Source organism: Nonomuraea sp. NPDC003754, from assembly GCF_053605785.1.
On sequence record NZ_JBSGJX010000003.1, the window covers coordinates 1 to 24,834 of the forward strand.

Annotated in this window: 9 protein-coding genes; 7 read left to right on the forward strand and 2 right to left on the reverse strand. The window is 73.9% G+C overall.

Annotation, left to right across the window (positions count from 1 at the left end):
• Window positions 1–8,303 (reverse strand): amino acid adenylation domain-containing protein (locus tag ACWEVS_RS04515; protein WP_452549903.1); only part of this gene is annotated, 8,303 nt, incomplete at its 3' end.
• Between the two features lie 13 nt (window positions 8,304–8,316).
• Complete coding sequence (locus tag ACWEVS_RS04520; protein ID WP_354923334.1) at window positions 8,317–8,523, reverse strand: MbtH family protein; 207 nt, start codon at window positions 8,521–8,523, stop codon at window positions 8,317–8,319.
• Window positions 8,524–8,969: 446 nt separating this feature from the next.
• Here ACWEVS_RS04520 and ACWEVS_RS04525 point away from each other — a divergent pair, with 446 nt between their 5' ends.
• Genes ACWEVS_RS04525 through ACWEVS_RS04555 form a run of 7 tightly spaced genes read left to right on the forward strand, consistent with a single transcriptional unit; the run spans window position 8,970 to window position 24,832 of the window.
• The gene (locus ACWEVS_RS04525; RefSeq protein WP_452412997.1) at window positions 8,970–10,067 is read left to right on the forward strand and encodes a hypothetical protein; all 1,098 of its coding nucleotides are present in this window, start codon (window positions 8,970–8,972) and stop codon (window positions 10,065–10,067) included.
• 16 nt (window positions 10,068–10,083) lie between these two features.
• A complete protein-coding gene (locus ACWEVS_RS04530; RefSeq protein ID WP_452549905.1) occupies window positions 10,084–11,418 on the forward strand; it encodes a DUF6002 family protein in 1,335 nt (444 codons plus the stop codon).
• On the forward strand, window positions 11,418–13,109 hold the full coding sequence (locus ACWEVS_RS04535) for a beta-ketoacyl synthase N-terminal-like domain-containing protein (protein ID WP_452549906.1): 1,692 nt from the start codon (window positions 11,418–11,420) through the stop codon (window positions 13,107–13,109). The genes ACWEVS_RS04530 and ACWEVS_RS04535 overlap by 1 nt, the downstream gene beginning before the upstream one ends.
• Window positions 13,106–13,837, forward strand: a complete 732-nt coding sequence (locus tag ACWEVS_RS04540; RefSeq protein ID WP_452549908.1) for a thioesterase II family protein — start codon at window positions 13,106–13,108, stop codon at window positions 13,835–13,837. Before ACWEVS_RS04535 ends, ACWEVS_RS04540 begins: the two co-directional genes overlap by 4 nt.
• Window positions 13,834–16,158 carry a lantibiotic dehydratase gene (locus ACWEVS_RS04545; RefSeq protein ID WP_452549910.1) on the forward strand — a complete coding sequence of 775 codons (2,325 nt, stop codon included), beginning with the start codon at window positions 13,834–13,836 and terminating at the stop codon, window positions 16,156–16,158. The genes ACWEVS_RS04540 and ACWEVS_RS04545 overlap by 4 nt, the downstream gene beginning before the upstream one ends.
• Complete coding sequence (locus ACWEVS_RS04550) at window positions 16,155–19,544, forward strand: amino acid adenylation domain-containing protein (protein ID WP_449915492.1); 3,390 nt, start codon at window positions 16,155–16,157, stop codon at window positions 19,542–19,544. The genes ACWEVS_RS04545 and ACWEVS_RS04550 overlap by 4 nt, the downstream gene beginning before the upstream one ends.
• Complete coding sequence (locus ACWEVS_RS04555; RefSeq protein WP_452549913.1) at window positions 19,541–24,832, forward strand: SDR family NAD(P)-dependent oxidoreductase; 5,292 nt, start codon at window positions 19,541–19,543, stop codon at window positions 24,830–24,832. The genes ACWEVS_RS04550 and ACWEVS_RS04555 overlap by 4 nt, the downstream gene beginning before the upstream one ends.
• The last annotated feature ends 2 nt before the right edge of the window (window positions 24,833–24,834 follow it).

The following is a 24,834-nucleotide window of genomic DNA, read 5'->3' on the forward strand; positions in this document are numbered from 1 at the left end:
CCCGAACACACCACCCGCCGCAACGACGGCACCGCCAGCTCCGGCTCCTCCACCAGCGCATCCAGCATCGACGGCACGAAGTGCACCATCGACACGTTCTGCTCCCGCATGAGTGCGAGCAGTCCGGCGGTGTCCCGCTGCATCCCCGGTGGTGCCACCACCAGCCCGGCCCCCTCCATCAGGGGCCAGAACAGCTCCCACACCGACACGTCGAAGGTGAACGGCGTCTTGTGCAGCACCCGGTCGCCCGCGCCGAGCGGGAACGCCTCGCCCATCCACACCAGGCGGTTCGCGATGGCCGCGTGGGAGACGAGCACGCCCTTCGGGGTGCCGGTGGAACCGGAGGTGTAGATCAGGTAGGCGGGAGCGCTGGGCGGGATCGGGATGCCCGGCGGCGCCGGGTCACCGGACACTCCTGGTTCGACGGCGGTCAGTCCCGGGAAGCGGTCAGGCTGCTCGGTGATCACCACCCGCGCCCCTGCGTCAGCGGCCATGAACGCCAGGCGCTCGTCCGGGTACTCCGGCTCCAGCGGCAGATACGCGGCTCCCGCCGTCATCACCGCGTGCACGGCCACGACCAGGTCGACGCTCCTCGGCAGGCACACACCCACCACGTCACCCAGCCCGACACCCCGCCCCCGCAACACCGAGGCCAGCCCGTTCACCCGCGCACCGAACTCGGCATACGACAACCAGACACCGTCGCCGCCACAGATCGCCGGAGCATCCGGCACCTCGGCCACCCGCCGCGCCACCACCTCCGGCAACGCCACGAACTCCCGCGCCTCACCCGTCGCGTTCCACCCCTCCACTGCCGCCACGTCGGCGGCCAGGAGCGGAAGCCGGGAGACGGGGAGGTCGGGGTCGGCGACGGCGGCGGAGAGAAGAGCGACGAAGTGCTCGGCCATCCGCGCGATCGCGTCGGCGTCGAACAGGTCGGCGCGGTACTCGAAGATGCCGCCGAGCTGTCCGGGGAAGCGCTGCAGGTACAGCGACAGGTCGAACTTGGCGGTGGTCGTGCCGGAGGTCACCCACTCGGCCTCCAGGTCGCCGAGGCGCGGTTCGGTCCGTTCGGCGTCCTCGAGGCTGAACAGCGCCTGGACCAGCGGCGTGCTGCCGAGGTCACGGCGCGGCTGCAGGTCCTCGACCAGCGCCTCGAAGGGCACCTCCGAGTTGGCGAAGGCGCCGAGCGTGGTGTTCCTGGCCCGGCCGATCAGCTCACGGAAGGTGGGGTCGCCGGAGCAGTCGGTGCGCAGCACGAGCGTGTTGAGGAAGAAGCCGATCAGCGGCTCCAGCTCGGGCCGGGGCCGCTCGGCCGCGGGGGTGCCGACCACGATGTCCCGCTGGCCGGTGTGCCGCGCCAGCAGGACGGTGAAGGCGGCCAGGAGCGTCATGAACAGGGAGGCGTTCTCGGCGGCGCCGAGCAGCCGGAGGCGTTCGGAGACCTCCGGGGAGACCATGAACGGGACGTTGCCGCCCTCGTGGCCCCTGCGGGCCGGGCGGGGCCTGCTGGTCGGCAGCTCCAGGCGTTCGGGCATGCCCGCCAGCCGCTCGCGCCAGTAGGCCAGCTGGGTGTCGCGCAGCTCACCCTCGACCCGGTCATGCTGCCAGGCCGCGTAGTCGGCGTACTGCACGGTCAGTTCCGGCAGCGCCGCGCCCCGGCCCGCGTAGCACTCGCCGAGCTCCCGGGCGAACAGGACCGCCGACCAGGCGTCGTTGGCCACATGGTGAATCGTCACCAGCAACTCGTGGTCGTCGGCCGCGTGACGTACCAGAGCGGCCCGGAGCGGGGGCTCCGCCGTCAGGTCGAAGCGGCGGGCGGCGAACGCCTCCAACGCGCCCTGCTCCACCGTCTCCAACGGCACGTCCGCCTCGGCCGCCACCGTCACCAGTACGTCGTCGTCACGCTGGACGAACCGCGACCGCAGCACCTCGTGCCGGGCGGCCACCATCGTCAGCGCCCGTTCCAGCGCCGCCACGTCCAGCGGACCGCGCAACCGCAGCCGGACGTGCGTGTTGTACACCGCCAGCTCCGGCTCCAGCTGGTCCAGGAACCACAGCCGCCGCTGGCCGTACGACACGGGCAGCAGCCCGTCGCGCGGGACCGGCACCACCTCGGGAACCGGGGTGGCGGCTTCGAGCCGCGCGGCGGCGATGCGCTCGGCCAGACCGGCCACGGTCGGCGCTTCGAACAGCGCCCGGACCGGGAGGTCGATCCCGAAAGCGCTTCGCAGCCGAGTGACGATCTTGATGGCGAGCAGCGAGTGGCCGCCGAGGGTGAAGAAGCCGTCCTCCCTGCCGAGGGGACCGCTCTCGAGCACCGACTCGAACAGCGCCGCGACCAGCTCCTCCACCGGGCCCTGCGGCGGCGTGCCCGCGGAGTCCTGCCGCGCCTCCCCTGGCTCGGGCAGGGCGGCTCGGTCGAGCTTGCCGTTGGCGTTGGTCGGGAGCTCGTCGAGGAAGGTGAACGACGCCGGGATCATGTGGTCGGGCAGCCGCTCGCGCAGCAGGCCGGCGAGCGCCGCCGGGTCGGCCCGGCCGTCCCCTGACGGCACGACGTAGGCGGCCAGCGTGCCCCGCACCGGCTGCACCACCGCGGTCCTGACCGAGGGGTGGGCGGCCAGGAGCGACTCGATCTCGCCGGGCTCGACGCGCATGCCCCGGATCTTGACCTGGCCGTCCATCCGGCCCAGGTAGTCGACCTCGCCGTCCGGCAGCCAGCGGGCCAGGTCGCCGGTGCGGTACATGCGCGCGCCGGCCGGGCCGTACGGGTCGGGCACGAACTGCTGCGCGGTCAGCCCGGGCCTCCGCGCGTAGCCGTGGGCCACGCCGATGCCGGCGATGCACAGCTCGCCGGGCGTGCCGACGGGCACGCGGCGCAGGTCGGCGTCCAGGATCTCGATCCTGATGCCCCTGATGGGCGCGCCGATCGGGGTGCGGGACTCGCCGGGCTCGCACCTGTGCCAGGTCACCTCGATGGCGGCCTCGGTGGGGCCGTAGAGGTTGTGCAGTTCGACGCCCGGGAGCCGCTCGTGCAGGCGGGCCGCCAGCGTGGCCGGGAGGGCCTCGCCCGAGCAGTACACCCTGCGCAGCGCGGGCAGGTCGAGGACCGCTTCGTCCAGGAGCGCGTCCAGCATCGACGGCACGAAGTGGACGGTGGTGACGCGGTGGGCGGCGAGCAGCCGGACCAGCGCGGCCGGGTCGCGGTGCGCGTCGGGGGTGGCGACCACGAGACCGGCTCCGGCGATGAGCGGCCAGAACAGCTCCCAGACCGACACGTCGAAGGTGAAGGTCGTCTTCAGCAGGACCCGGTCCTCGGCGGTGAGCGTGAAGGCGTGATCGGTCCAGGTCAGCCGGTTGCCGATGGCTTCGTGGGAGACGAACACGCCCTTCGGGGTGCCGGTGGAGCCGGAGGTGTAGATCAGGTAGGCGGGCGCGCTGGGCGGGATCGGGACGCCCAGCGGCGCGCCGTCTCCCGGCACCGCGGGATCGACGGTGGTCGTTCCCGGGAAGCGGTCCGGCTGGTCCGTGACCACCACGCCCGCTCGGGCGTCCTCGGCCATGAATGCCAGCCGCTGGTCGGGGTATCCGGGGTCGAGCGGCAGGTAGGCCCCTCCGGCGGCCACCACCGCGTGCACGGCCACGACCAGGTCGACGCTCCTCGGCAGGCACACGCCCACCACGTCACCCAACCCGACACCCCGGTCCCGCAGGACCGAGGCCAGCCCGTTCACCCGCGCGCCGAACTCGGCATACGTCAACCAGGCGCCCTCCGCGTCACAGATCGCCGGGGCGTCCGGCGTCCGCGCCACCCGCCGCGCGAGCAGCTCGGCGAGGGAGGCGTACCCCTCCGGCGCGCCCGTGTCGTTCCACCGCTCCACCAGCGCGTCGTCGGCGGCCGGCAGCGAGGGCAGGCCCGACATCCGCTGCTCAGGGCCGGCCGCGACGGCGGTCAGCACCTCGGTGTAGAGCGCCGCGATGCGCTCGGCGGTGGCCTCGTCGAACAGGTCGGTGCGGTATTCCAGGATGCCGCCGACACCGCCGGACTCCCGGCGCAGGTACATGGTGAGGTCGAACTTGGCCGTCGAGGTGCCGACGCCCCGCCACTCCATGGTCAGGCCGCCCGCGCTGACCGCCGGACGGTCCGCGTCCTCCAGGCTGAACAGCACCTGGACCAGAGGCGTCGCGCCCAGGTCGCGCTCGGGCTGCAGCTCCTCGATGAGCGCCTCGAAGGGCACCTCGGAGTTGGCGAAGGCCTCCAGTGTTGTGGCCCTGACCTGCTTGAGCAGATCACGGAAGGTGGGGTCGCCGGAGCAGTCGGTGCGCAGCACCAGCGTGTTGAGGAAGCAGCCGATCAGCGACTCCAGCTCGGGCCGGGGCCGCTCGGCCGCGGGCGTGCCGACCACGATGTCCCGCTGCCCGGTCGCCCGGGAGAGCGCGACCGAGAGCGCCGCGGCCATGGTCATGAACAGGGAGGCGTTCTCCTCCGCGCCCAGGGACCGCAGCCGCTCCACGACCTGGCCGGGGACGGTGATCGGGACGTACGCGCCGACGTAGTCGCGGCGCGCCGGGCGCGGGCGGTCTGCCGGGAGCTCCAGGCGTTCGGGCATGCCGGCGAGCCGCTCGCGCCAGTAGGCCAGCTGGGTGTCGCGCAGCTCGCCCTCGACCCTGTCACGCTGCCAGACCGCGAAGTCGGCGTACTGCACGGCCGGCTCGGGCAGCGCCGCGCCCCGGCCCGCGTAGCACTCGCCCAGCTCCTGGGCGAACAGCACCGCGGACCACGCGTCGGTGACGACGTGATGGATCGTCACCAGCAGCTCGTGGTCGTCCGCGGCGTGACGCGCCAGAGCGGCCCGCAGCGGCGGCTCGGCCGTCAGGTCGAACCGGCGGGCGCCGAAGGCCGCCAGCGCCTCCGGCGCCACCACCTCGAACGGCACGAACGCCTCGGCCGCCACCGACACGAACAGGTCGTCATCGCGTTGCACGAACCGCGACCGCAACACCTCGTGACGAGCGGCCACCATCGTCAGGGCGTGCTCCAGCGCCGCCACGTCCAGGGCGCCGCGCAACCGTAGCCGCACATGCGTGTTGTAGACGGCCAGCTCCGGCTCCAGCTGATCCAGGAACCACAGCCGGCGCTGCGAGTAGGAGGCGGGGAGCAGGCCGTCGCGTGGCACCGGGAGGACCGGCGGGATCTGGTCGGCGCCCCTGCCCTGTGCCGCGGCCACCAGGTCGGCGATCCCGGCGACGGTGGGCGACTCGAACAGCGCCTTGGGGGAGAGCCCGACGCCGAACGCCTTGCGCAGGCGGCCCATCAGCTTGATGGCCAGCAGGGAGTGGCCGCCCAGCGCGAAGAAGCCGTCGTCCCGGCCGACGGGACCGCTCTCGAGCAGCGCCTCGAACAGGGCCGCCACCAGCTCCTCCACCGGGCCGCGCGGGGGCACCCGCTCGGCCTCCACGGTGTCCGGCGGGTCGGGCAGCCTGGATCGGTCGACCTTGCCGTGCGCGGCCAGGGGCAGCGCGGGCAGCTCCACCAGGTGGGCGGGAATCAGGTAGGTGGGCAGGCGCTCGGCCAGGTAGCCGGGCAGCTGCCGGGTGTCGCCGACGACGTAGGCCACCAGCTCGGGCTCGTCCTGCCCGCGCACGACCACCACGCAGTCGGTGACCGCGGGATGGGCCGCCAGCACGGCCTGCACCTCTCCGGGTTCGACCCGGTGCCCGCGGATCTTGACCTGGCCGTCCGCGCGGCCGAGGAACTCGATGGCGCCGTCCGGTAACCGCCGCGCCCGGTCGCCGGTGCGATAGATGCGGGCGCCGGGCGCGCCGTACGGGTGGGGGACGAAGGCGGCGGCGGTCTGTCCGGGGCGGCCCAGGTAGCCGCGCGCGACGGTGGTTCCGCCGATGCACAGCTCGCCGACGACCCCGTCGGGTACCGGGCGCAGGTCCTCGTCCAGGATGTAGGCCTCGGCGTGGGGCAGCGGGAAGCCGATGGGCGTGACCGCGCCGGCTCCGGCCGGCTCCTGGTCGCCCGCCAGGCCGAGCACGCCGACGGTGGTTTCGGTCGGACCGTAGTGGTTGACGACCGCGGGGCCGCCGGGGCGCGAGCGCAGCTGCCGTACCCAGTCCCATCGTGACGCTTCGCCGCCGAACACCAGCGTACGGCCGGGCAGCAGGTCGGCCTCGTCGGCGTGCAGGGCGGCCAGGTGTGAGGGCGTGATCTTCATCAGGTCGATGCGGTCGCGCCTGAGGTGCTCGGCGACCCAGGCGGCGTCCGTCGCGTGCTCGCGTGGGACCAGGTGCAGGGTGCCGCCGGTGAGGAGCGCGCCGTGGAAGACGGTGACGCTGAAGTCGAAGGTCAGCGGCTGCAGCATCGAGTGGCGCAGCCCGGGCGCCAGGTCGAGCAGACCGCCGACCCCGGCCACGTAGGCGGTGAGCTGCCGGTCGGCGATGCCCACCCCCTTGGGCCGGCCGGTCGAGCCGGAGGTGTAGATCACGTAGGCGAGCGTGTCCGGGTGCCGGGTGATCTCGGGGGCGGTCTCCGGCTGCTCGTCCGCCTCGCCCAGGTCGATGACCGGAAGTCCGGTCTCGGGCGGGCCGAGCTCCGCCCGGGTGATGACGGCCGTCGCCCCCGAGTCCGCCAGCAGCTCGCGCAGCCGCTCCACGGGATGCTCCAGGTCCAGCGACAGGTAGGCGGCGCCCGCCTTGAGCACGGCGAGGACGGCCACGGCGAGCTCGACGTCGGTGTCCAGGAAGAGCGCCACCGGGGTGTCAGGGCGGGCCACCCCGGCCAGGCGGTGGGCCAGCCGGTTGGATCTGCGGTCCAGCTCGGCGTAGGTCAGGGTGCGTCCCGCGGCGTCGGCCACCGCCACCTGGTCCGGGCTGGCGGCCACCTGGGCCGCGAAGGCCCCGGTCACGGTGTCGGACGCGGGGGCGGACCCGGCGCGGAACGGCGAGGTGGCCGTGGTGAGGCGCTCCTCCTCGCCGGGCAGCAGGAACGGCAGGTCGGCCAGGGACGTCTGCGGCTCGGCCAGCGCGGCGTCGAGCAGGCCGCGGTAGCGGGCGGCGAAGTCCCTCGTCCAGGCCTCGTCGAACAGCGCGGTGGCGTACTCGATGCGCCCGTCGATGCGCCCGTCCACCTCGGCGAGGTCGATCAGCAGGTCGACCTTGGCGGTGCCGTTGCGCACCTGCCCGTTGGTGACCAGGGAGGGCAGGAGGTTGAACACGACCTGGTGCAGCGGCGTGCCCACACCTTCCGCACGGTCCGGCCTGAGCTCCTCGACGAGCCGCTCGTAGGGCACCTCGGCGTGGTCGAGGGCGTCGAAGACCGCGGTCCGCACCCGGTCGACCAGCTCGGCGAAGGTCACCTCGCGCGCGCAGTCGGTGCGCAGCAGCAGGGTGTTGACGAAGTTGCCGATCAGCGGCTCCAGCTCGGGCAGCGGCCGCCCGCCCACCGGGGAGCCGACCACCACGTCCGCCCGCCCGGCCAGCCGTGACAGCAGGGCTTTGAGCCCGGCGAGCAGCACCACGAAGGGCGTGGTGCGCCGCTCCCTGGCCATCCGGTGCACGCCCTGCACGGTGAGGGCGGGCAGCTCGAAGCCGATGTCGCCGCCGGTGTGCCGCGGCAGGCCCGGATCGGGCGCGCGGGGTGACAGGCGCAGCGGCTCGGGCAGGTCGGCGAGCTGCTTGCGCCAGTAGCCGAGCTGGTCGGCCAGCTCGCCGCCGTCCCACCTGCCGCGCTGCCAGGCGGCGAAGTCGCCGTACTGGATCGGCAGCTCGGGGAGCTCGCTCTCCCCGTTCCCCGTGACGGCACGGTAGGCGGCCTGGAACTCCCGCTGGAAGATCGCCACGGAGGCGGCGTCGAAGGCGACGTGATGCACGGTGAAGAAGAGGCGGTCGGCCTCATCCGTGCGGATCAGGCGCGCCCGCCACAGCGGAGCCCGGTCGAGCGGAACGGAGCGGGCGGCCTCGGCGTCATACACCTCGGCGAGCCGTGCCTGCTGTTCCTCGGGTGGGAGCCCTCGCAGGTCCGTGACAGGCACGTTGACCGGCACCTCGGGCAGCACGACCTGGGTCGGCACGCCGTCGCGGGCCTCCAGCGCGGTACGCAGCACCTCGTGGCGGGCGACGACCCTGGCCAGGGCGGCTGCCGCCGCGGAGGGCACGGCGGCAGCGTCGGTACCGGCCGGCAGGCGGGTACCGAAGGGGATGTTGTAGACGGCGAGCCCAGGTTCCAGCTGGTCCACAAACCAGAGCCGTTCCTGCGCGAAAGAGGCGGGGAGCTCGAAACCGTTCGCCGGGTCCATAGGCGCGCTCACGCTATTCGGCCCGCTCGTACTCCTGCATGGCCTCGCGCAGGCTGCGGGGCCTCATGTCCGTCCACACCTTGTCGATGTACTCGAGGCAGTCTTTACGGTCGCCCGAAAAGCCTTCCTCGCGCCAGCCGGCCGGGAAGGGGCGGTCGGCTGCCCAGATCGAGTATTGCTCTTCGTGGTTGATCACTACCTTGTAGTCGCCACTGGGCATGGATCCGCCTACTCCCTTTCGCGGCGCCAGGGGTTGCCCGACACGCCAAAGAACAATGTGGGACTTTGGGCCGCAAAATCTGGCAAGTTACGGCCCGTAATGGAGCAGCAGCGCACCTTATCCGGCTCTGACAGCCCCTGTAGTCGTTTTCACAGAAGCGTCGCCGATTGAAGTAGATGGGCGCCCGGCGAGTCAAGACATGTCGGAAGAACAGCATCTAACGATCACTGACAGTGTTCATGACAAGAATCGTGCATTGACACCGCCCCGAGGCTCGGTGAAATATTGGCCGGGCCCAAACTCGTCACCACGACTTGGGCGGCAACAGACCATACGTCCGTTTTACGGGGTTCTCCTTCATTCCGCGCTCACCCAGTGCGGAGAGAGGTTCAGTCCAGCATGGCGGTGCACAGCTCCCTCCCCTACCTGCAGACGACCCGAACGGCATGACCACCCGGCCCTCGCTGGCGGTCATCGGCACCGGCGGCCTGGCCAGAGCCGTCTGCTACGCCCTGGCCGTGATCGGGCCGCCGGCCCATGTCACCGTGATCGGGCGCGACCCGGCCCGTACCGCCGATCTATGCCATGTCGGTATGGCCAGAGCCGCACTGTCCGGCACCGGCGTCAGCTTCCGCCCCCAGACCGCGGACCCTTCCAGCGAGGACGCCCTCGCGGAGGCGCTGGCGGCCGCCGCTCCGGCGGGCGTGCTGCTGGCCGCCTCCAGCCAGTCCCCCTGGGAGTCGCTCAGCTCGCCCTCGGCGTGGACCGCCCTGCTGCGGCGCGGAGGTTTCGGGCTCACGCTGCCCTTCCAGGCGGAGTCCGCCGTCCGCGCGGGCGAGGCGCTCGCCTCGGCCTGCCCCGGCTCGTGGTTCGTCAACGCCTGCTTCCCCGACGCGGTCAATCCCGTGCTGGCCGCCGGCGGCACCCAGGTGCTGTGCGGGATCGGCAACGCCGGCCTGCTGGCCGCCAGCCTCCAGGCCGCGCTCGGCCTGCCCGACCAGCGAGAGCTGCAGGTGCTCGCACACCACGCGCACCTGTACACCCCGGCCTCCCCCGAGACCGAGGCGCGGGCCTGGCATCAGGGCCGCCCGCTCGCCGACGTCGGCACGTTGCTGGCCGGCCAGCGGGCCACCTCCCGAACCGAGCTCAACCACGTCACCGGCCTGACCGCCGCCCGCGTGCTGGGCTGCCTGCTCACCGGCGGCGACCTGGACACCTCACTGCCGGGCCCGCTCGGACTGCCGGGCGGCTACCCGGTACGGCTCGCGGCCGGCCGGCTGAGCCTGCGCCTGCCGCCCGGAGTGGACCGTGCCGACGCCGTCGCGTTCAACCAGCGCTCCGCCGTACAGGACGGGGTGGTCGTGGACGGGACGCGCGTCACCTTCGGCCCTGCCGCCCAGCAGGAGCTGGCGCGGGTCGCCCCCGATCTCGCCGACGGCTTCCACGTCGCGGACCTGGCGCCCGTGACCAAGGCGTTCGCCCAGCTCCGGGACCGGCTCCGCGACCTGCCCGCAGACTCACCCAGCCCCGCCGACAACCCGTAACGAGGTGCGCCCGACGATGCACGCAGCGAACCTGCTTATCGACTACTACGACCGCCTCCCCGCCTCGATCGCGGCCTGCGTCGACGACCTGGAGCCGGTCAGGTCCGACACCGGCTTCTCCCCCGGCTACCACCTGCCCGCCCTCGACGCGGACGTGGAACGTTTCCTGTCCGTGGCCACCGCCCGCTGGCAGCCGCTCGGCGCCTACGGCGAGCACCGGCTGACCCTGCTCGACCTCACGGGCAACCCCGCCACGGGAACCACCAAGACCTTCGCCTCGCTGCTGATCGTCGCGCGCGCGGTGGAGTACATCAGGCGGTACGGCGAAGCCGTCACGATCTTCTCGCCCACCTCGGCCAACAAGGGCGTCGCGCTGCGCGACGCGGTGCTGCGCGCGATCGAGGCCGGCCTGGTCGAGCCCGACCAGCTGCGCACGGTGATCCTGGCGCCCCGCTCGTGCCTGGCCAAGCTCCGCTCCAGCCGGCTGTCCACCGATCCCGCGCTGCGGGCGCTCAACCCGATGCTGATCTACAGCGGGCCCGAGCCTGAGCAGGTCAAGGCGCTCGGCCGGGCCTTCGCCGACAAGTTCGCCGGTGACCTGCGGGCCAGGGGCGAGAACCTGTGGTACTCGCTGGACCTGGCCAACTACCTGGTGGCCGACACCGCGAGGGCGTACTTCGAACACGCGGCGGCCCCCGTCACAGGGCCCCGGCTGCACGCGCACGCGGTGTCCAGCGCCTTCGGCCTGCTCGGCTACCACCGTGGCCGGGACGTGCTGGAGGACTCCGGGGCCTCGAGCCCTGAGCACCGGCCGGCCAGCCTGCTCGTGCAGCATCTCGGCACCCCCGACATGGTGCTCAACCTGCGCCACGGCGACTTCGAACGCGCCAACCTGCCCGCCTACGAGGCCCTCGACGGGCTCTACCGGCAGTCGTCCGACCCGCGCTTCCCCCAGGTGACCTACGACCCCGACGAGGTGCTCGACCCGACCTTCTACACCCACCGGCCCGCCACGTCCCCCGCGATGAACGCGATCATCGAGCGGGCCGGCGGCGACGGCATCGTGGTCTCGCTGGCCGAGTGCGTGGCCCGCTATCCGCAGGTGCGCGAACTGCTCGCCGGGTCCGGCTGCGAGCTGCCCGCCGACTTCCGGCAGCTCAGGGAATGGTCCCTGGTCATGGCCATGACGGGCGTGCTCAACGCCGTGGACCGCGGCCTGGCCGACGACTGGCGGGACGTGGTCGTGCACGGGTCGGGCCGCTACACCTCGGCCGAGTACGTGCCGCTCGAACTCGAGGCGATGACCGAGGTGGCGAACGTCGAGGACGTCGCCGCGGTGGTCTGCCGCTGATGTCGCTCCCTGAAGACGCGATCGCCGTCGTCGGGATGGCCGGGCGCTTCCCCGGCGCTCCCGACGTGGCCTCGCTCTGGCGCAACCTGCTCGACGGTGTGGACGCCGTGCACGACCACACCGAGGCCGAGCTGCGCGCGCTCGGGGTGGGCGAGCGCCTGCTGACCGACCCGGCGCACGTGCGGGCCGGCGGGCGGCTGCCCGACGTGACGGCGTTCGACGCCGAGTTCTTCGGCATGCCGATGGACGAGGCCGCCGCCATGGACCCCCAGCAGCGGCTCTTCCTGGAGCAGTCCTGGGCCGCCCTGGAGGACGCGGGCTGCGACCCGGCGGCCTTCGACGGGCTGATCGGCGTCTTCGGCGGAGCCTCGGTCAACAGGCATTTCCTCTACCGGCAGTTCACCGGCGACCCGGACGAGCCGCTGGTCCCGGGTTTCGCGCCGGACTACCTGGCCGCCCAGACGGCCTACCGCCTGGGGCTGACCGGCCCCGCGATGGCCGTGCAGACCGCCTGCTCCAGCTCGCTCACCGCGGTGTGCGTGGCCGCCCAGCACCTGCTCGACTACCGCTGCGACCTGGCGCTCGCAGGCGGCGTGAGCGTCACCGAGCCCCGGTTCCTGCACACGCCCGGCGGCCTGGTCTCGCCCGACGGCCGCTGCCGCGCCTTCGACGCCGCCGGCCAGGGCGGCGCCTACAGCAGCGGCGTGGCCGTGCTGGCGCTCAAACGCCTGGAGGACGCGGTCGAGGCCCAGGACCGGGTCCTCGCCGTGCTCAGGGGCTGGGCGGTGGTCAACGACGGCGCCCGCCGCGCCGGGTTCGCCGCCCCCGGGCTGGAGGGCCAGGCGAGAGTGGTGGCCGAGGCGCTGGCGGACGCCGGGCTGCCGCCCGCCGCGATCGGATTCGTCGAGGCGCACGGCAGCGGCACCGCGGTCGGGGACGCGATCGAGCTCACCGCCCTGGCCCAGGCCTTCTCCGACGAACCGCTGCCGCCGGCCTCCGTCGCTCTCGGGTCGGTCAAGACCAACCTCGGCAACCTGGACACGGCGGCGGGCGCGGCCGGGCTGATCAAGGCCGTGCTGGCGGTACGGCACGGCGTCATCCCGGCCAACCTCCACTTCGAGCGGCCCCATCCGGACGTCGACTTCGCCTCGCTGCCCTTCTACGTGCCGGTCAAGAACGTGGCGTGGGACGCGGAGACCCGGCGGGCCGGGGTCAGCTCCTTCGGCCTGGGCGGGACCAACGCGCACGTGATCGTCGAGCAGGCCCCGGCCGGCCCGCCGCGCCCGGCCGGCGCCGGCTGGCGCGTCCTGCCCGTCTCGGCCAGGACGCCCGAGGCGCTGCGCCAGGCCCGCACACGGCTGGCCGACCACCTGGAGGCGGCTCCCGGCACGGACCTGGACGACGTCGCCCACACGCTCACCGCCGGACGGCGGGCCTTCGCGTGCCGGGCGGCGATCGTCTGCCGCAACCTGACCCAGGCCGTCGCCGGGCTGCGCGACCTGGCCGAACCTGTCACCCCGCCGCACGACCCGGCAGGGGGACGCGGCGGCCTGCCGTACGACGCTCCCGAGGACCTGCTGCGGGCGGCCGCCGCCTGGGTGAACGGCGGCGGGCCCGCCTGGCCGCCGCCGGGCGGCCGCATCGTCTCGCTACCGGCCTATCCGTTCCAACGGGAGGAGGTCCGATCATGAGACCCGACACCAGCTCGCTCGACCGCTGGTTCTCCACCCCGCAGCCCCGGCCCACGGCGCCCAGGCAGCTGTTCTGCCTGCCGTGGGCCGGCGCGGGGGCGGGAGCCTTCCAGGGCTGGGCCGCGGCGGCGGGACCGGAGCTCGAGGTGTTACCCGTGGTCCTCCCCGGACGGGAAGGCCGCTTCTCCGAACCCTTCGACCTCGACATCGCGGAGCTGGCCGACGCCGTCTCGGCCCGGGCCGACCGCCCGTACGCCTTCTACGGGCACTCCATGGGCGGCAGGCTGGGCTTCGAGGTGATCCGCGAGCTGACCAGGCGGGGGGGGCGGCTGCCGCGGCGGCTGTACCTGGGCGCGTGCCGTCCCCCGGACCTCGTGGAACCGCTGGCGGCGCTGTCGGAGGTGTCCGACGAGGAACTGCTCGGCAGGCTCACCGAGCTCGGCGGTCTGCCGGAGGAGCTGCTGGCCGAACCGGAGCTGTGCGAACTCGTGCTGCCGGTGCTGCGGGCGGACTTCACCTGGCTGCACGAGTACGTCTACGAGCCGGGACCACCGATCGGGGTGCCCATCGAGGCCTTCGCCGGAGCCGAGGACAAGTCGGTCTCCGTCTCGGCCATGCGGGGCTGGTCCAGGCACACGAGCGCCGGATTCACCCTCAGCGTCCAGCCGGGCGGCCACTTCTTCCTGCGCGAGCGGCGGGATCACATCTTGGACAGGGTGCGGGGATGAGCGGAACCGGCACGGGCGGACACCGCATGCCGCTCGGCGAGACCGGCTGGTGGGTGTGGCGCGAGGCGCTGCTGCGCAGCACCGGCTTCCCGGCCGACGGCCTGGACCGGCTGGCCGCCCCCGGCTGCGGGCGGGCGGCCGACGCGCTGCTCTCGGGCGAGCTCGGGGACGCCGACTTCGACAAGATCCTCGCGGAGGCCTGCCACGACGTCGCGAGGGAACTGAGCGAGATCGCCGCCGATCCGCTCTTCCGCGAGGCGATCACCTGGCAGAACAGGGGCGCCCTGGTCTCGCTGGACGCCCTGGCGCGGGGCGGGGCCGATCAGCGTCGCGACAGCAGGCGGCGCGAACGCGAGCGCATCGCCGTCAAGTACTGGCAGCGTTACAGCGCCAAGAACGAGACCGTGGGCTTCTTCGGGCCGGTGACCTGGGTGCGGTGCACGCAGGACGAGCCCGCGCTGAGCGTGCGACCCGGCGAGCGGCTGCTGTCGGAGCGGCGCGTCTTCTTCGAGGACTGGGCGCTGCGCGCGTACGCGGCGAAGCTGGCCGAGGATCCGGCGGTGCGCCGCTGGCTGCCGCCCGCCCTGCAACCCCAGCTGACCTTGGACGGCCGCCAGGTACGGCGGCCGGCGCACCCGCCCGTCCCGGTGTCGGCCGCCGAGGCTCTGCTGCTGTCCCGGTGCGACGGCAGGCGCCGGGCGGTGGACGTGGCCGGCGAGGTGGCGGGACAGGCCGGCATCCGCACCGAAGGCGACGCCTACCTGCTGCTGGACCTCCTGGTCGAGCGCGGCCTGCTGACCTGGCAGGGCGACCTGCCGCAGTCCCCGCACGCCGAGGAGCGCCTGCGGCTGCTGCTGTCCTGCATCGAGGACGCGCCCGTGCGCGAGCGTGCCCAGGCGGGGCTGGAGCGGCTCGCGTCGGCCAGGCGGGAGGTCGCGCGCGCCGCCGGCGACCCGGACGCCCTGCTGGCCGCCCTGGACGCGCTCAGCACGGTGTTCACCGAGGTCACCGGCGCCGGCTCGGTCCGCAGGACCGGCCAGACGTATGCCGGCCGCGGTCTCGTCTACGAGGACACCACGCGCGACGTGACCGTGAGCGTGGGCGGGCCGCTGCTCGACGGCATCGCCGAGCCGCTGGCGCTGATGCTCGGGGCCGCCCGGTGGCTGACGGCCGAGCTGGCCGCGGCCTACGGCCAGGCGCTGCGGGACCTGTACGAGGAACTGCGCGCCGACGGCCCGGTGCTGCTGTCCGACCTGTGGTACCTCGCCCAGGGCATGTTGTTCGGCTCCGGGCCCAGACCCGTCGACGCCATAGCCGAGGAGTTCGCCCGCCGCTGGGCGGAGCTGTTCGGCCTGGACAGCGTGGCGCCGGAGACCGCCGAGCTGACCTTCAGCACCCGCGAGCTGGCCGCCTCCGACGCGTTCGCCGCCACCGGCCCCGGCTGGTCCGCCGGCCGGCTGCACAGCCCCGACCTGCAGATCTGCGCCGACAGCGTCGAGGCGGTCAACCGCGGCGACTACCTGGTGGTCATGGGCGAGATGCACGCGGCCTGGGCGACCTTCGACTGCTCCGTCTTCACCCTCGCCCACCCCGACTCCGGCGCCCTGCGCGACGCGCTGGCCGAAGACCTGGGAACGGGCCGGGTCAGGCCGCTCTACCCGGTGGACTGGCCGCGCTACACCGGCCGCGTGTCGTACTCGCTGGACCACCCGACCGACAGCGAGCTGGCCTGGACCGCCGCCCCCGGCGCGGACCCCGACCGGCTCATGCCCGCCACGGGCGTCCTGGTCGGCGAGGTGGACGGGGAACTGGTCGCCACCGCCCCCGACGGCCGGAGCCGGCCGCTGCTGGAGGTCTTCTCGCAACTGCTGTCCATGCACGCGGTGGACGGCTTCAAGCTCGTCGGGGCCGGACCGAACCAGCACACCCCGAGGATCACCATCGACCGGCTGGTGGTGGCCCGCCGGACCTGGCGGACCACCGCCGACGCGACGGGGCTGACCGACGTCGGCGGCGAGCGCGCCCGCTACCTGGCCGTACGCCGCTGGCGGCGCGAGCTCGGCCTGCCCGAACGGGTCTTCGTCAAGCTGTCCACGGAGATCAAGCCGCTGTACGTCGACCTCACCAGCCCGGTCTTCGCCGACCTGCTCTGCTCGATGGTGCGCTCGGCGCGCCTCACCGCCGGGCAGGACGTGCGGCTGGTGGTCTCGGAGATGCTGCCCACCCCCGACCAGACGTGGCTGCTCGACGCCGAGGGCCGCCGCTACTTCACCGAACTGCGCATGCACATGGTCGATCCCCTTCCTGGAGGCGCGGGATGACGCTGCCCGATCTGGTGCTGGCCCACGCCGCGCGCCGCCCGTGGGCGCCGGCCGTACGGCAGTGGCAGGACGTGCTCACCTACGGCGAGCTGGCCGAGCAGGCGGGCGGTCTGGCCGCCCGGCTGCCGGACATGGGGCCGGAACGCCTGGTGGGGGTGTGCCTGCGGCGCACGCCCAGCATGGTCGCCGGGGTGCTCGGCGTACTGCTGGCCGGGGGCGCGTACGTGCCCCTCGACCCCGACGGCCCCGCCGCGCGCCGGGAGCAGATCATCCGGAGCGCGGGCCTCGACGTCGTCGTGGTCGACGAGTCCACCGCCGGCCTGTTCGACGGGGTGCGGGTGGTCCCGGTGGAGGGTCCGCCCGCCGCGCCGGGTCACTGCCCCGCGCTGCCCGACAACGCGGCCTACGTGCTGCACACCTCGGGATCCACCGGCACGCCCAAGGGGGTGGTGATCAGCCATCGGAGCGCGCGCGCGTACGCCACCAGGCAGATCGAAGTGATGGGCCTCGACGAGCACGCGCGCGGCTTCGCCTTCGCCTCGCTCGGCTTCGACGTGTCGGTGCACGACCTGTTCGTGCACCTGGGCGCCGGCGCCACCGTCATGCTGCTGGGCGAGGCGGACCGGCGCGACCCCGTACGGCTGCAGCGCTTCTGCGAGGAGCATCGCATCACGACCGGCTGCGTGCCGGTCTCCCTGCTGCCCGTGCTGGAGCCGGCACGTCTGCCCGAGTGGCGGACCCTGGTCACCGGGGCCGAGGCGCCGGGGCCGGAGCAGGTGGAACGCTGGTCAGGCGCGCGCTTCCTCAACAACTACGGGCCCACCGAGACGACGGTGGCGGTCACCCTCTTCGAGGCCGAGGGGAGCTGGGACCGGCCGCTGCCGATCGGCGTTCCCAAGGGCGGGCACCGCGCGCACGTCGTGGACGAGGAGCTGCGGGAGGTCCCGGCGGGCGTGCCCGGCGAGCTGCTGATCGGCGGGGTGGGCCTGGCCCGGGGGTACCTGGGCCGGCCAGGGCTGACCGCCGAGCGTTTCCTGCCCGACCCGTTCGGCGGCGGCGGTGAGCGGCTCTACCGGACCGGCGACCTGGTGGTGCGCCAGCCCGACGGGAACCTGCTGTTCCTGGGCAGGACCGACCGCCAGGTCAAGATCCGCGGGCAGCGCGTGGAGATCGGCGAGGTGGAGACCGTGCTGCGCGGCCACCCGCAGGTCGGGCATGCCGTGGTGGAGGCCGTCGAAGGGCCGGGCGGGCTCCGGCTGGTGGCCTTCTGCACCGCTGACGGCGCGAGTCCCGGCCTGCTGCGGGAGCACTGCGCGGAGCGGCTGCCCGAGGTGATGGTGCCGGCCGAGGTGCTCGTCCTGCCGAGCCTGCCGATGTCGTCGTCGGGCAAGGTCGACATCCAGGCCTTGCTGGCGCTGGTGCCCGACGCGCCGCCCGCGGGCGGGGGCACACCGCCGGAATCGCCGACCGAGCGCGCGGTGGCCGAGGTCTGGTCGCGGGTGCTCGGCCGGACCCCCGGGCTGGAGGACGACTTCTTCGCCTCCGGTGGGCATTCCATCAGCGCCATGCGCCTGGTCAGCGGCCTGCGCGAGGCGCTGGGGCGGGAGCTGGCGGTGGAGGACGTCTTCGCCGCGCGCACCCTCGGCGCGCTTGCGGCACGGGTGGACGGCGCGCCGCCCGCGGCCGAACGGCTGCCCTCCGGCAGCTCACCCGCGCTGACCGCGTCGCAGCGGCGCCTGTGGTTCCTCGAGCGGCTCTCCCCCGGCAACGTCGCCTACAACATCGCGGTCGCCGAGCGCCTGCGCGGAACGCTCGACGTGGCGGCGCTGGAGCGGGCGCTGTCCGCCGTGGCCGCGCGGCACGAGGTGCTGCGCTGGCGGGTGCCCGACGCCGGCGGCGTGCCCCGCGTGGAGGTGTCCGCGCCCGAACCCGTGCACCTGGAGGTCGAGGCCCTGGACGGCGACTTCCAGGGCCAGGCGCAGCGGCTCCGCGCCTGGCTGGACGAGGCCGCCGCCCATCGCTTCGACCTGGCCCGCGGCCCGCTGTGGCAGGCCAGACTGGCCAGGCTCGGCCCGGACGACCACGTGCTGTCGGTGACCTTCCAGCACGCGGTCTTCGACGGCTGGTCGCAGCGGCCCTTCTTCGACGATCTGGCCCGTGCCTACGTCGGCGAGGTCCTGGCCGAACCCCCGACCACCTTCTCCGACTACGCCGCGTGGCGCGCGGAGCGGAACAGCAGGCGGGCCGAGCAGGACCTGGCCTGGTGGACCCGGTCGCTGTCCGACGCTCCCACGACGCTCGACCTGCCCAGGGACAACCCGCGGCCCGACGTGCAGAGCCATGCAGGGGCCCTGGCCACGGCAGCGCTGACGCCGGAGACCACCGCCGGCATCCGCGCGCTGGCGGTACGCCTGGGCACCACCACCCCGAGCGTGCTGCTGGCCGCCTTCGCCGAACTGGTCCGGCGCATCACCGGCCGCGACGACATCGTGGTCGGCACCCCGGCGGCGGACCGCAGGCACGAGGCGTTCCAGGACCTGATCGGGTTCTTCGTCGACATCGTGCCGATCCGGTTGCGTTCGGCCGGGTCGGCCACCTTCGCCGAGCGGGTGCGTGGCTGCTCGGACGCGGTCATCGACGCGCTGGCCAGGCCCGGCGCCGCCATCGAGGACATCGTCGGCGCCCTGGCGGTACGGCGTGAGCCGAGCCGGGCCCCGCTGGTGCAGGTGCTCTTCAACGTCTACAACTTCCCCGAGCCGCGCCTGGAGCTGAAGGGGCTGAGCTCCACCGGCATCGTGCCCGCGCCCGCCGGCTCCCCGTTCGACCTGACGGTCTACGTCGTGGAGCGGGACGGGCGCTACGCGGTGGACATCGTCTACAACACCGACCTCTACGCCGCCGAACGCATCGAGCTGCTGCTGCGGGCGTTCGCCGACCTGCTCGACCAGGCCGTGGCCGACCCCGGCGCCCCCGCGGCCGGCTTCGAGCTGAGGGGCGTCGACGTGCTCGCGCGGGGGGTGGCCGACGACCCGGCCGACGCCGTACGAGCCGAGCCCGTGGCGGCCGGGGCGCGCGCGGAGCCCGTCACCGACACCGAGCGGCTGCTGGCCGGGATCTGGCGGGACGTGCTCGGCCGGGCCGAGGTGACCGCGACCGACAACTTCTTCGACGTCGGCGGCACCTCCATGGCCGTCGTCGTGGTGCGGGACCGGCTGGCCGCCCTGACCGGGCGACAGGTGACGGTCGTCGACCTGTTCCGCTACCCGACCGTACGCGCGCTGGCCGCCCACCTCGACGGCGAGGCCGCGAATCCGGAACTGAGCCGCGCCGACCGGCGTGCCGACACACGCCGCCAGCTGCGGGACAAGCGCAGGAGGAGACAGTGACAGAGTTGTCGAACGACTCGGGCGCCGAGCCCATCGCCATCATCGGCATGAGCGCCCGCGTGCCGGGCGCCAACGACCTCGACCAGTTCTGGCGCAACCTGGTCGACGGGGTGGAATCGGTGACCTTCTTCACCGACGAGGAGCAGCTCGCCAGAGGGGCGACCCCGGAGCAGCTGGCCAGCACCTCCTTCGTCAGGGCCGCGCCCATCATGATCGACATGGAGGGCTTCGACCACCGCCTGTTCGGCATGAGCGCCCGCGAGGCGGAGCTGGCCGACCCGCAGCAGCGGGTCTTCCTGGAGCAGGCGCACGCCGCGCTGCAGGACGCCGGCTACGACCCGACCACCTACGACGGCGCCATCGGCGTCTACGGCGGCTCGGGGCCCAGCCAGTACCAGTGGCTCAACCTGCAGACCAACCCCGACCTGGACAGCAACGCGCTCAAGCTCGGCATGTCGATCGGCAACAACATCGACTACGTCGCCACCACGGTCTCCTACCGGCTGAACCTGCGCGGGCCGGCCATGACCGTGACCACCGCCTGCTCGTCCTCGCTGGTCGCCCTGCACCTGGCGTGCGAGTCGCTGCGCGGCGGGGAATGCGACATGGCGCTGGCCGGCGGGGTCTGCGTGGAGCTGCCGCACGGCGTCGGATATCCGGCCATGGACGGCTTCACCTCCTCCGACGGGCACGTCAAGCCGTTCGACGCCCGCGCCGACGGCACCATCTGGGGCAGCGGCGTCGGCGTGATCGTGCTCAAGCGCCTGGAGGACGCGCTGGCCGACGGCGACCACATCCGCGCCCTGGTCCTGGGGAACGCCGTCAACAACGACGGCAGCAACAAGATCGGCTTCTCCGCGCCGAGCCACGCGGGCCAGACCGAGGTGATCGTGGAGGCGCTCGGCGTGGCCGGGGTGGATCCGCGCACCATCAGCTACGTGGAGGCGCACGGCACCGGCACCGCCCTCGGCGACCCCATCGAGGTGGCCGCCCTGAGCGAGGTCTACCGGCGCGACACCGACGATCGCGGCTGGTGCGGCATCGGCTCGGTGAAGTCCAACATCGGCCACCTCAGCCAGGCCTCCGGCGTGGTCGGCGTGATCAAGACGGTGCTCGCGATGGAGCACGGGCTGATCCCGCCCAGCATCAACTTCGAGCGGCCCAACCCGGCCATCGACTTCGACTCCAGCCCCTTCTACGTGGTTTCCGCCCCGTCGAAGTGGGAGGGCGACGAGGCCGACCCGCGCCGCGCGGCGGTGAGCTCCTTCGGCATCGGCGGCACCAACGCCCACGTGATCCTCCAGCAGGCTCCGCCGGCCGCCGCCGCCACGCGCGCCGACGGCCCGCACCTGCTGCGGCTCTCGGCCCGGACGGAGAGCGCGCTGGAGGCCATGCGCGCCCAGCTCGCCGACCACCTCAACGCGCACCCCGAGCTCTCGCTCGCCGACGTCGCCCACACGCTGCGGGTGGGCCGGCCGGAACAGCGGCATCGTGTCGCCGTGGTCGCCGACGACGTGGCGGGCGCGGTGAGCGCGCTGACCGACCGCAAGCGTCACCCGGCCGGGTCGGCCGTCGGGGCCCCGCCCAAGGTGGCCTTCCTGTTCTCCGGGCAGGGCGCGCAGTACGCGGGCATGGGAGCCGCGCTCTACGCGGCCGAGCCGTCCTTCGCCGCCGCCGTGGACGAGTGCGCGGAGCTGCTGCGCGCCGAGCTCGGCGAGGACATCAGGCAGCTGATGTTCGCCGAGGGCGGCGACGACAAGCTGCGCGAGACCCGCTTCACCCAGCCCGCGCTGTTCACCGTGGAGTACGCGCTGGCCAGGCTCTGGCAGGAGCGCGGCGTCCGGCCCTCGGGCATGATCGGGCACTCCGTCGGGGAGTACGTCGCCGCCACGCTCGCCGGGGTGTTCACCCTGCCCGACGCGCTGCGCCTGGTGACCGCCCGCGGGCGGCTGATGCAGTCGATGCCCTCAGGTTCGATGCTCGCGGTGATGAAGGACGAGCAGGAGATCGCCGAGCTGCTCGTCGACGGGGTGAGCATCGCCACCGTGAACGGCCCGGGCACCTGCGTGGTCGCCGGGACGGACGAGGCGATCACCGCGTTCGCCGAACTGCTCGACGGCAAGGGCGTCAAGGCCACCCGGCTGCGCACCTCGCACGCCTTCCACTCCCCGATGATGGACCCCATCCTGGCCGACTTCGAGGCCCTCGTGGCGTCCGTGCCGCGCCAGGAGCCCCGCCTGCCGTTCCTGTCGAACGTGACCGGCGACTGGATCACCGCCGAGCAGGCCGTCGACCCCGCCTACTGGGCCGGGCACATCCGCCGCCCGGTGCGCTTCGGCGACTGCGTCGCCCGGCTGGTGGCCGAGAAGGACTGGGTGATGCTGGAGTGCGGGCCGGGCAAGCAGCTGACCGGGCTCGCCCGCATGCAGCTGCGCGGCGCCAAGGACGCGCTCCCGCCGCTCGCCAGCCTGCCCGGCCCCGCCGAGGGCACCGGCGACCTGCACGTCCTGTACGGCTCCGCCGCCCGGCTGTGGTCGGCGGGAGTGCCGGTCACCATGGCGGACGGCCAGGAGACCGGCCGCAGGGTGCCGTTGCCCGGCTACCCCTACGAGCGGGAGTACCGGTTCGTCCCGCCGGGCGAGGGCAGGGCCACGCCCGCCGCGCAGCCGTCCGGCCCGCGGGCGCTGGAGGACTGGTTCGAGGTCCCGGCGTGGCAGCAGCTCGCGCCTTCCACGCCCGGCGAGCCGATCACCCGCTGCCTGGCCTTCGTGAGCGGCAGGCGCGGCGAGGAGCTGGTGGCGGCGATCCTGGCCGAGGGCGGCGAGGTGGTGACCGTCCGCCCCGGCACGGAGTACACGGGCGGCGGCGAGTTCACCGTGCGTCCCGGCGAGCGCGCCGACTACGACGCCCTCGTCGCGGCGCTCGGCGACTCCCTGCCCTCGCGCATCGTGCACGCCTGGGCCCTGGACAGCGACCCCGCGCAGGCGCAGGAGCACGGCTTCTTCAGCCTGCTCTCCCTCGTCCAGGCGCTGGCCGCCGAGCAGCGGGCCGACGGAGTCCACCTCGACGTGCTCACCACGGGCACCGAGGACCCGCTGGGCGGCGCCGACGTGACCCGGCCTGAGTACGCGCTCGTCGCGGGCATCGCCCGGGTCGTCCCGCTGGAGGTCGACGGCCTGCGGGTGCGCCACCTCGACCTCGAGCCCGACGAGCTCGGACGCGGCGGCACCCCCGCCGGGAGCGCCCTGGCCGAGCTGCGCAGGGAACCGGCGGGCGACGTGCTGGCCCTGCGGGGCGGGCGCCGGTGGGTCCGCGAGTTCCAGCCGGTCCGGCTGGCCGGCGGCGCGGGCCACTCGGGGCTGCGCGAGGAGGGCGTCTACCTGATCACCGGCGGGCTGGGCGGCATCGGCCTCACGCTCGCCGAGCACCTCGGCACCCGGCTGCGGGCCCGAGTTGTGCTGCTCGGCCGCGGCGGCACGGTGACGCCGAGGGCCGCCCTCGCGATCACACGGATCGAGCAGGCGGGCGGCAAGGTGACCGTCCTGGCCGCGGACGTCACCGACCCCGCCCGGTTGCGCGAGGTCAGGGACGAGGTGGTGGCCACCTACGGCGGGCTGCACGGCATCGTGCACGCCGCGGGCCTGCCGGGCGGCGGCATGGCCGAGATCAAGGAGCGGGCCGTGGCGCAGGCCGTGCTCGACCCCAAGCTGGCCGGCACCGTCGCGCTGCTCGACGTCTTCGGCGACCTGGGGCTGGACTTCGTCGCCCTGTGCTCCTCGGTCACCAGCGTCAGCGGCGGGTTCGGCCAGGTCGACTACTGCGCGGCGAACGCGTACCTGGACGCCCGCGCCCGCGCCGCCCACGGCACCCGCGTCCTGAGTCTCAACTGGGGCGCGTGGCTCGAGGTGGGCATGGCCGCCAACGCCACCGGGCTCACCGGCGGCGCCACCGGCCTCACCGCCGCCGTCGCAGGGGGCACGCCCGTCGACCATCCGGTCGTGCGCAGCCGTACCGACGGCAGGGCGTCGGGGCCGCTGGCCGCCGACAGCCACTGGGTGCTGGACGAGCACCGCATCGGCGGCGTGCCGGTGCTGCCGGCGACCGGGCAGCTGGAATGCGCGCGGGCCGCCTTCGCGGCCGTCGTGCCGGCGCCGGGCGAAGGCCACGCGGTGGAACTGCGCGACGTGGTCTTCCTCGAGCCGCTCGCCGTACCCGACGACACCACCACCGAGCTCGTCGTCGCCTTCCCCGACGCCCCCGACGGCACGGCCTTCGAGGTGCGCGCGGGCGGGCGGCTGCACACCCAGGGCGCGGCGGCATGGGTACGGCCCGCGCCCGCCGCGGCCGTGGACGTGGCGGAGGTGAAGGCCAGGATGGAGCCGGTGGCCGAGCAGGACGGCGAGTACGCCGGAGTGCTGACCTTCGGTCCCCGCTGGCGCTCGCCCGAGCTCATCTGGCGGGCCGAGGAGGAGGAGCTCGCCTTCGTCGAGGGCACCGAGCAGGTCGCGGAGGAGGTCGGCCGCTGGGGCCTGCATCCCGCGCTCCTCGACGTGGCCACGTCCTTCGGCCGGGGCAACGGCGGCGGCGCCTACCTGCCGCTGAGCTACGGGCGGCTGCTGGTCAGGTCGCCGCTGCCGGACCGCTTCTACAGCCACCTGAAGCGCAGGGGCGACGGCGGCGCCGAGGTCGTCACCGCCGACCTGACCCTGATGGACGAGTCGGGCACGGTGCTCGTGGAGATCGAGGAGTTCGTGCTGCGGCGCATCGACGCCTCGGCGGTGACGGGCTCGCTGAGCGCCGGGGACCCGCAGCCCGGCGCCGGCATCCGCCCCGCCGACGGCGCCGAGGCGTTCTTCCGCGTGCTGGCCGCGGCCGAGCTCGGTTCGCAGGTCGTCATCAGCGCGACCTCGCTCGCCGAGATCACCCGGCGGGAGCGGCTGACCCGCGAGAGCCTCGAGGCCCAGGCCCCGGCGGCCAGGACCGAGGACTTCGTGGCGCCGGAGGGCGAGGTGGAGGCCGCGCTGGCCCGCGTGTGGAGCGAGATCCTGGGCGTGCCCGAGGTGGGCGCCGACGACGACTTCTTCGAGCTCGGCGGCAACTCGCTCATCGCCGTCCAGCTGATCGCGCAGGCTCGGGCCGCGGTCGGCGTCAAGCTGCCGATGCGCACGCTCTTCGAGGCCCCGTCCGTGCGCCAGATGGCCGCCAGGGTCGAGCAGATCCGCGCGGAGCAGCAGGCCGCCGAGGCCCCCGCGACCACCACGATCCCGCGCGTGGCGCGAGGAAGGTAGCC

Coding starts and splice junctions, on each gene's coding strand:
- ACWEVS_RS04520 (WP_354923334.1), bottom strand. CDS start 8,523: ATGCCCAGTGGCGACTACAAGGTAGTGATCAACCACGAAGAGCAATAC.
- ACWEVS_RS04525 (WP_452412997.1), top strand. CDS start 8,970: ATGACCACCCGGCCCTCGCTGGCGGTCATCGGCACCGGCGGCCTGGCC.
- ACWEVS_RS04530 (WP_452549905.1), top strand. CDS start 10,084: ATGCACGCAGCGAACCTGCTTATCGACTACTACGACCGCCTCCCCGCC.
- ACWEVS_RS04535 (WP_452549906.1), top strand. CDS start 11,418: ATGTCGCTCCCTGAAGACGCGATCGCCGTCGTCGGGATGGCCGGGCGC.
- ACWEVS_RS04540 (WP_452549908.1), top strand. CDS start 13,106: ATGAGACCCGACACCAGCTCGCTCGACCGCTGGTTCTCCACCCCGCAG.
- ACWEVS_RS04545 (WP_452549910.1), top strand. CDS start 13,834: ATGAGCGGAACCGGCACGGGCGGACACCGCATGCCGCTCGGCGAGACC.
- ACWEVS_RS04550 (WP_449915492.1), top strand. CDS start 16,155: ATGACGCTGCCCGATCTGGTGCTGGCCCACGCCGCGCGCCGCCCGTGG.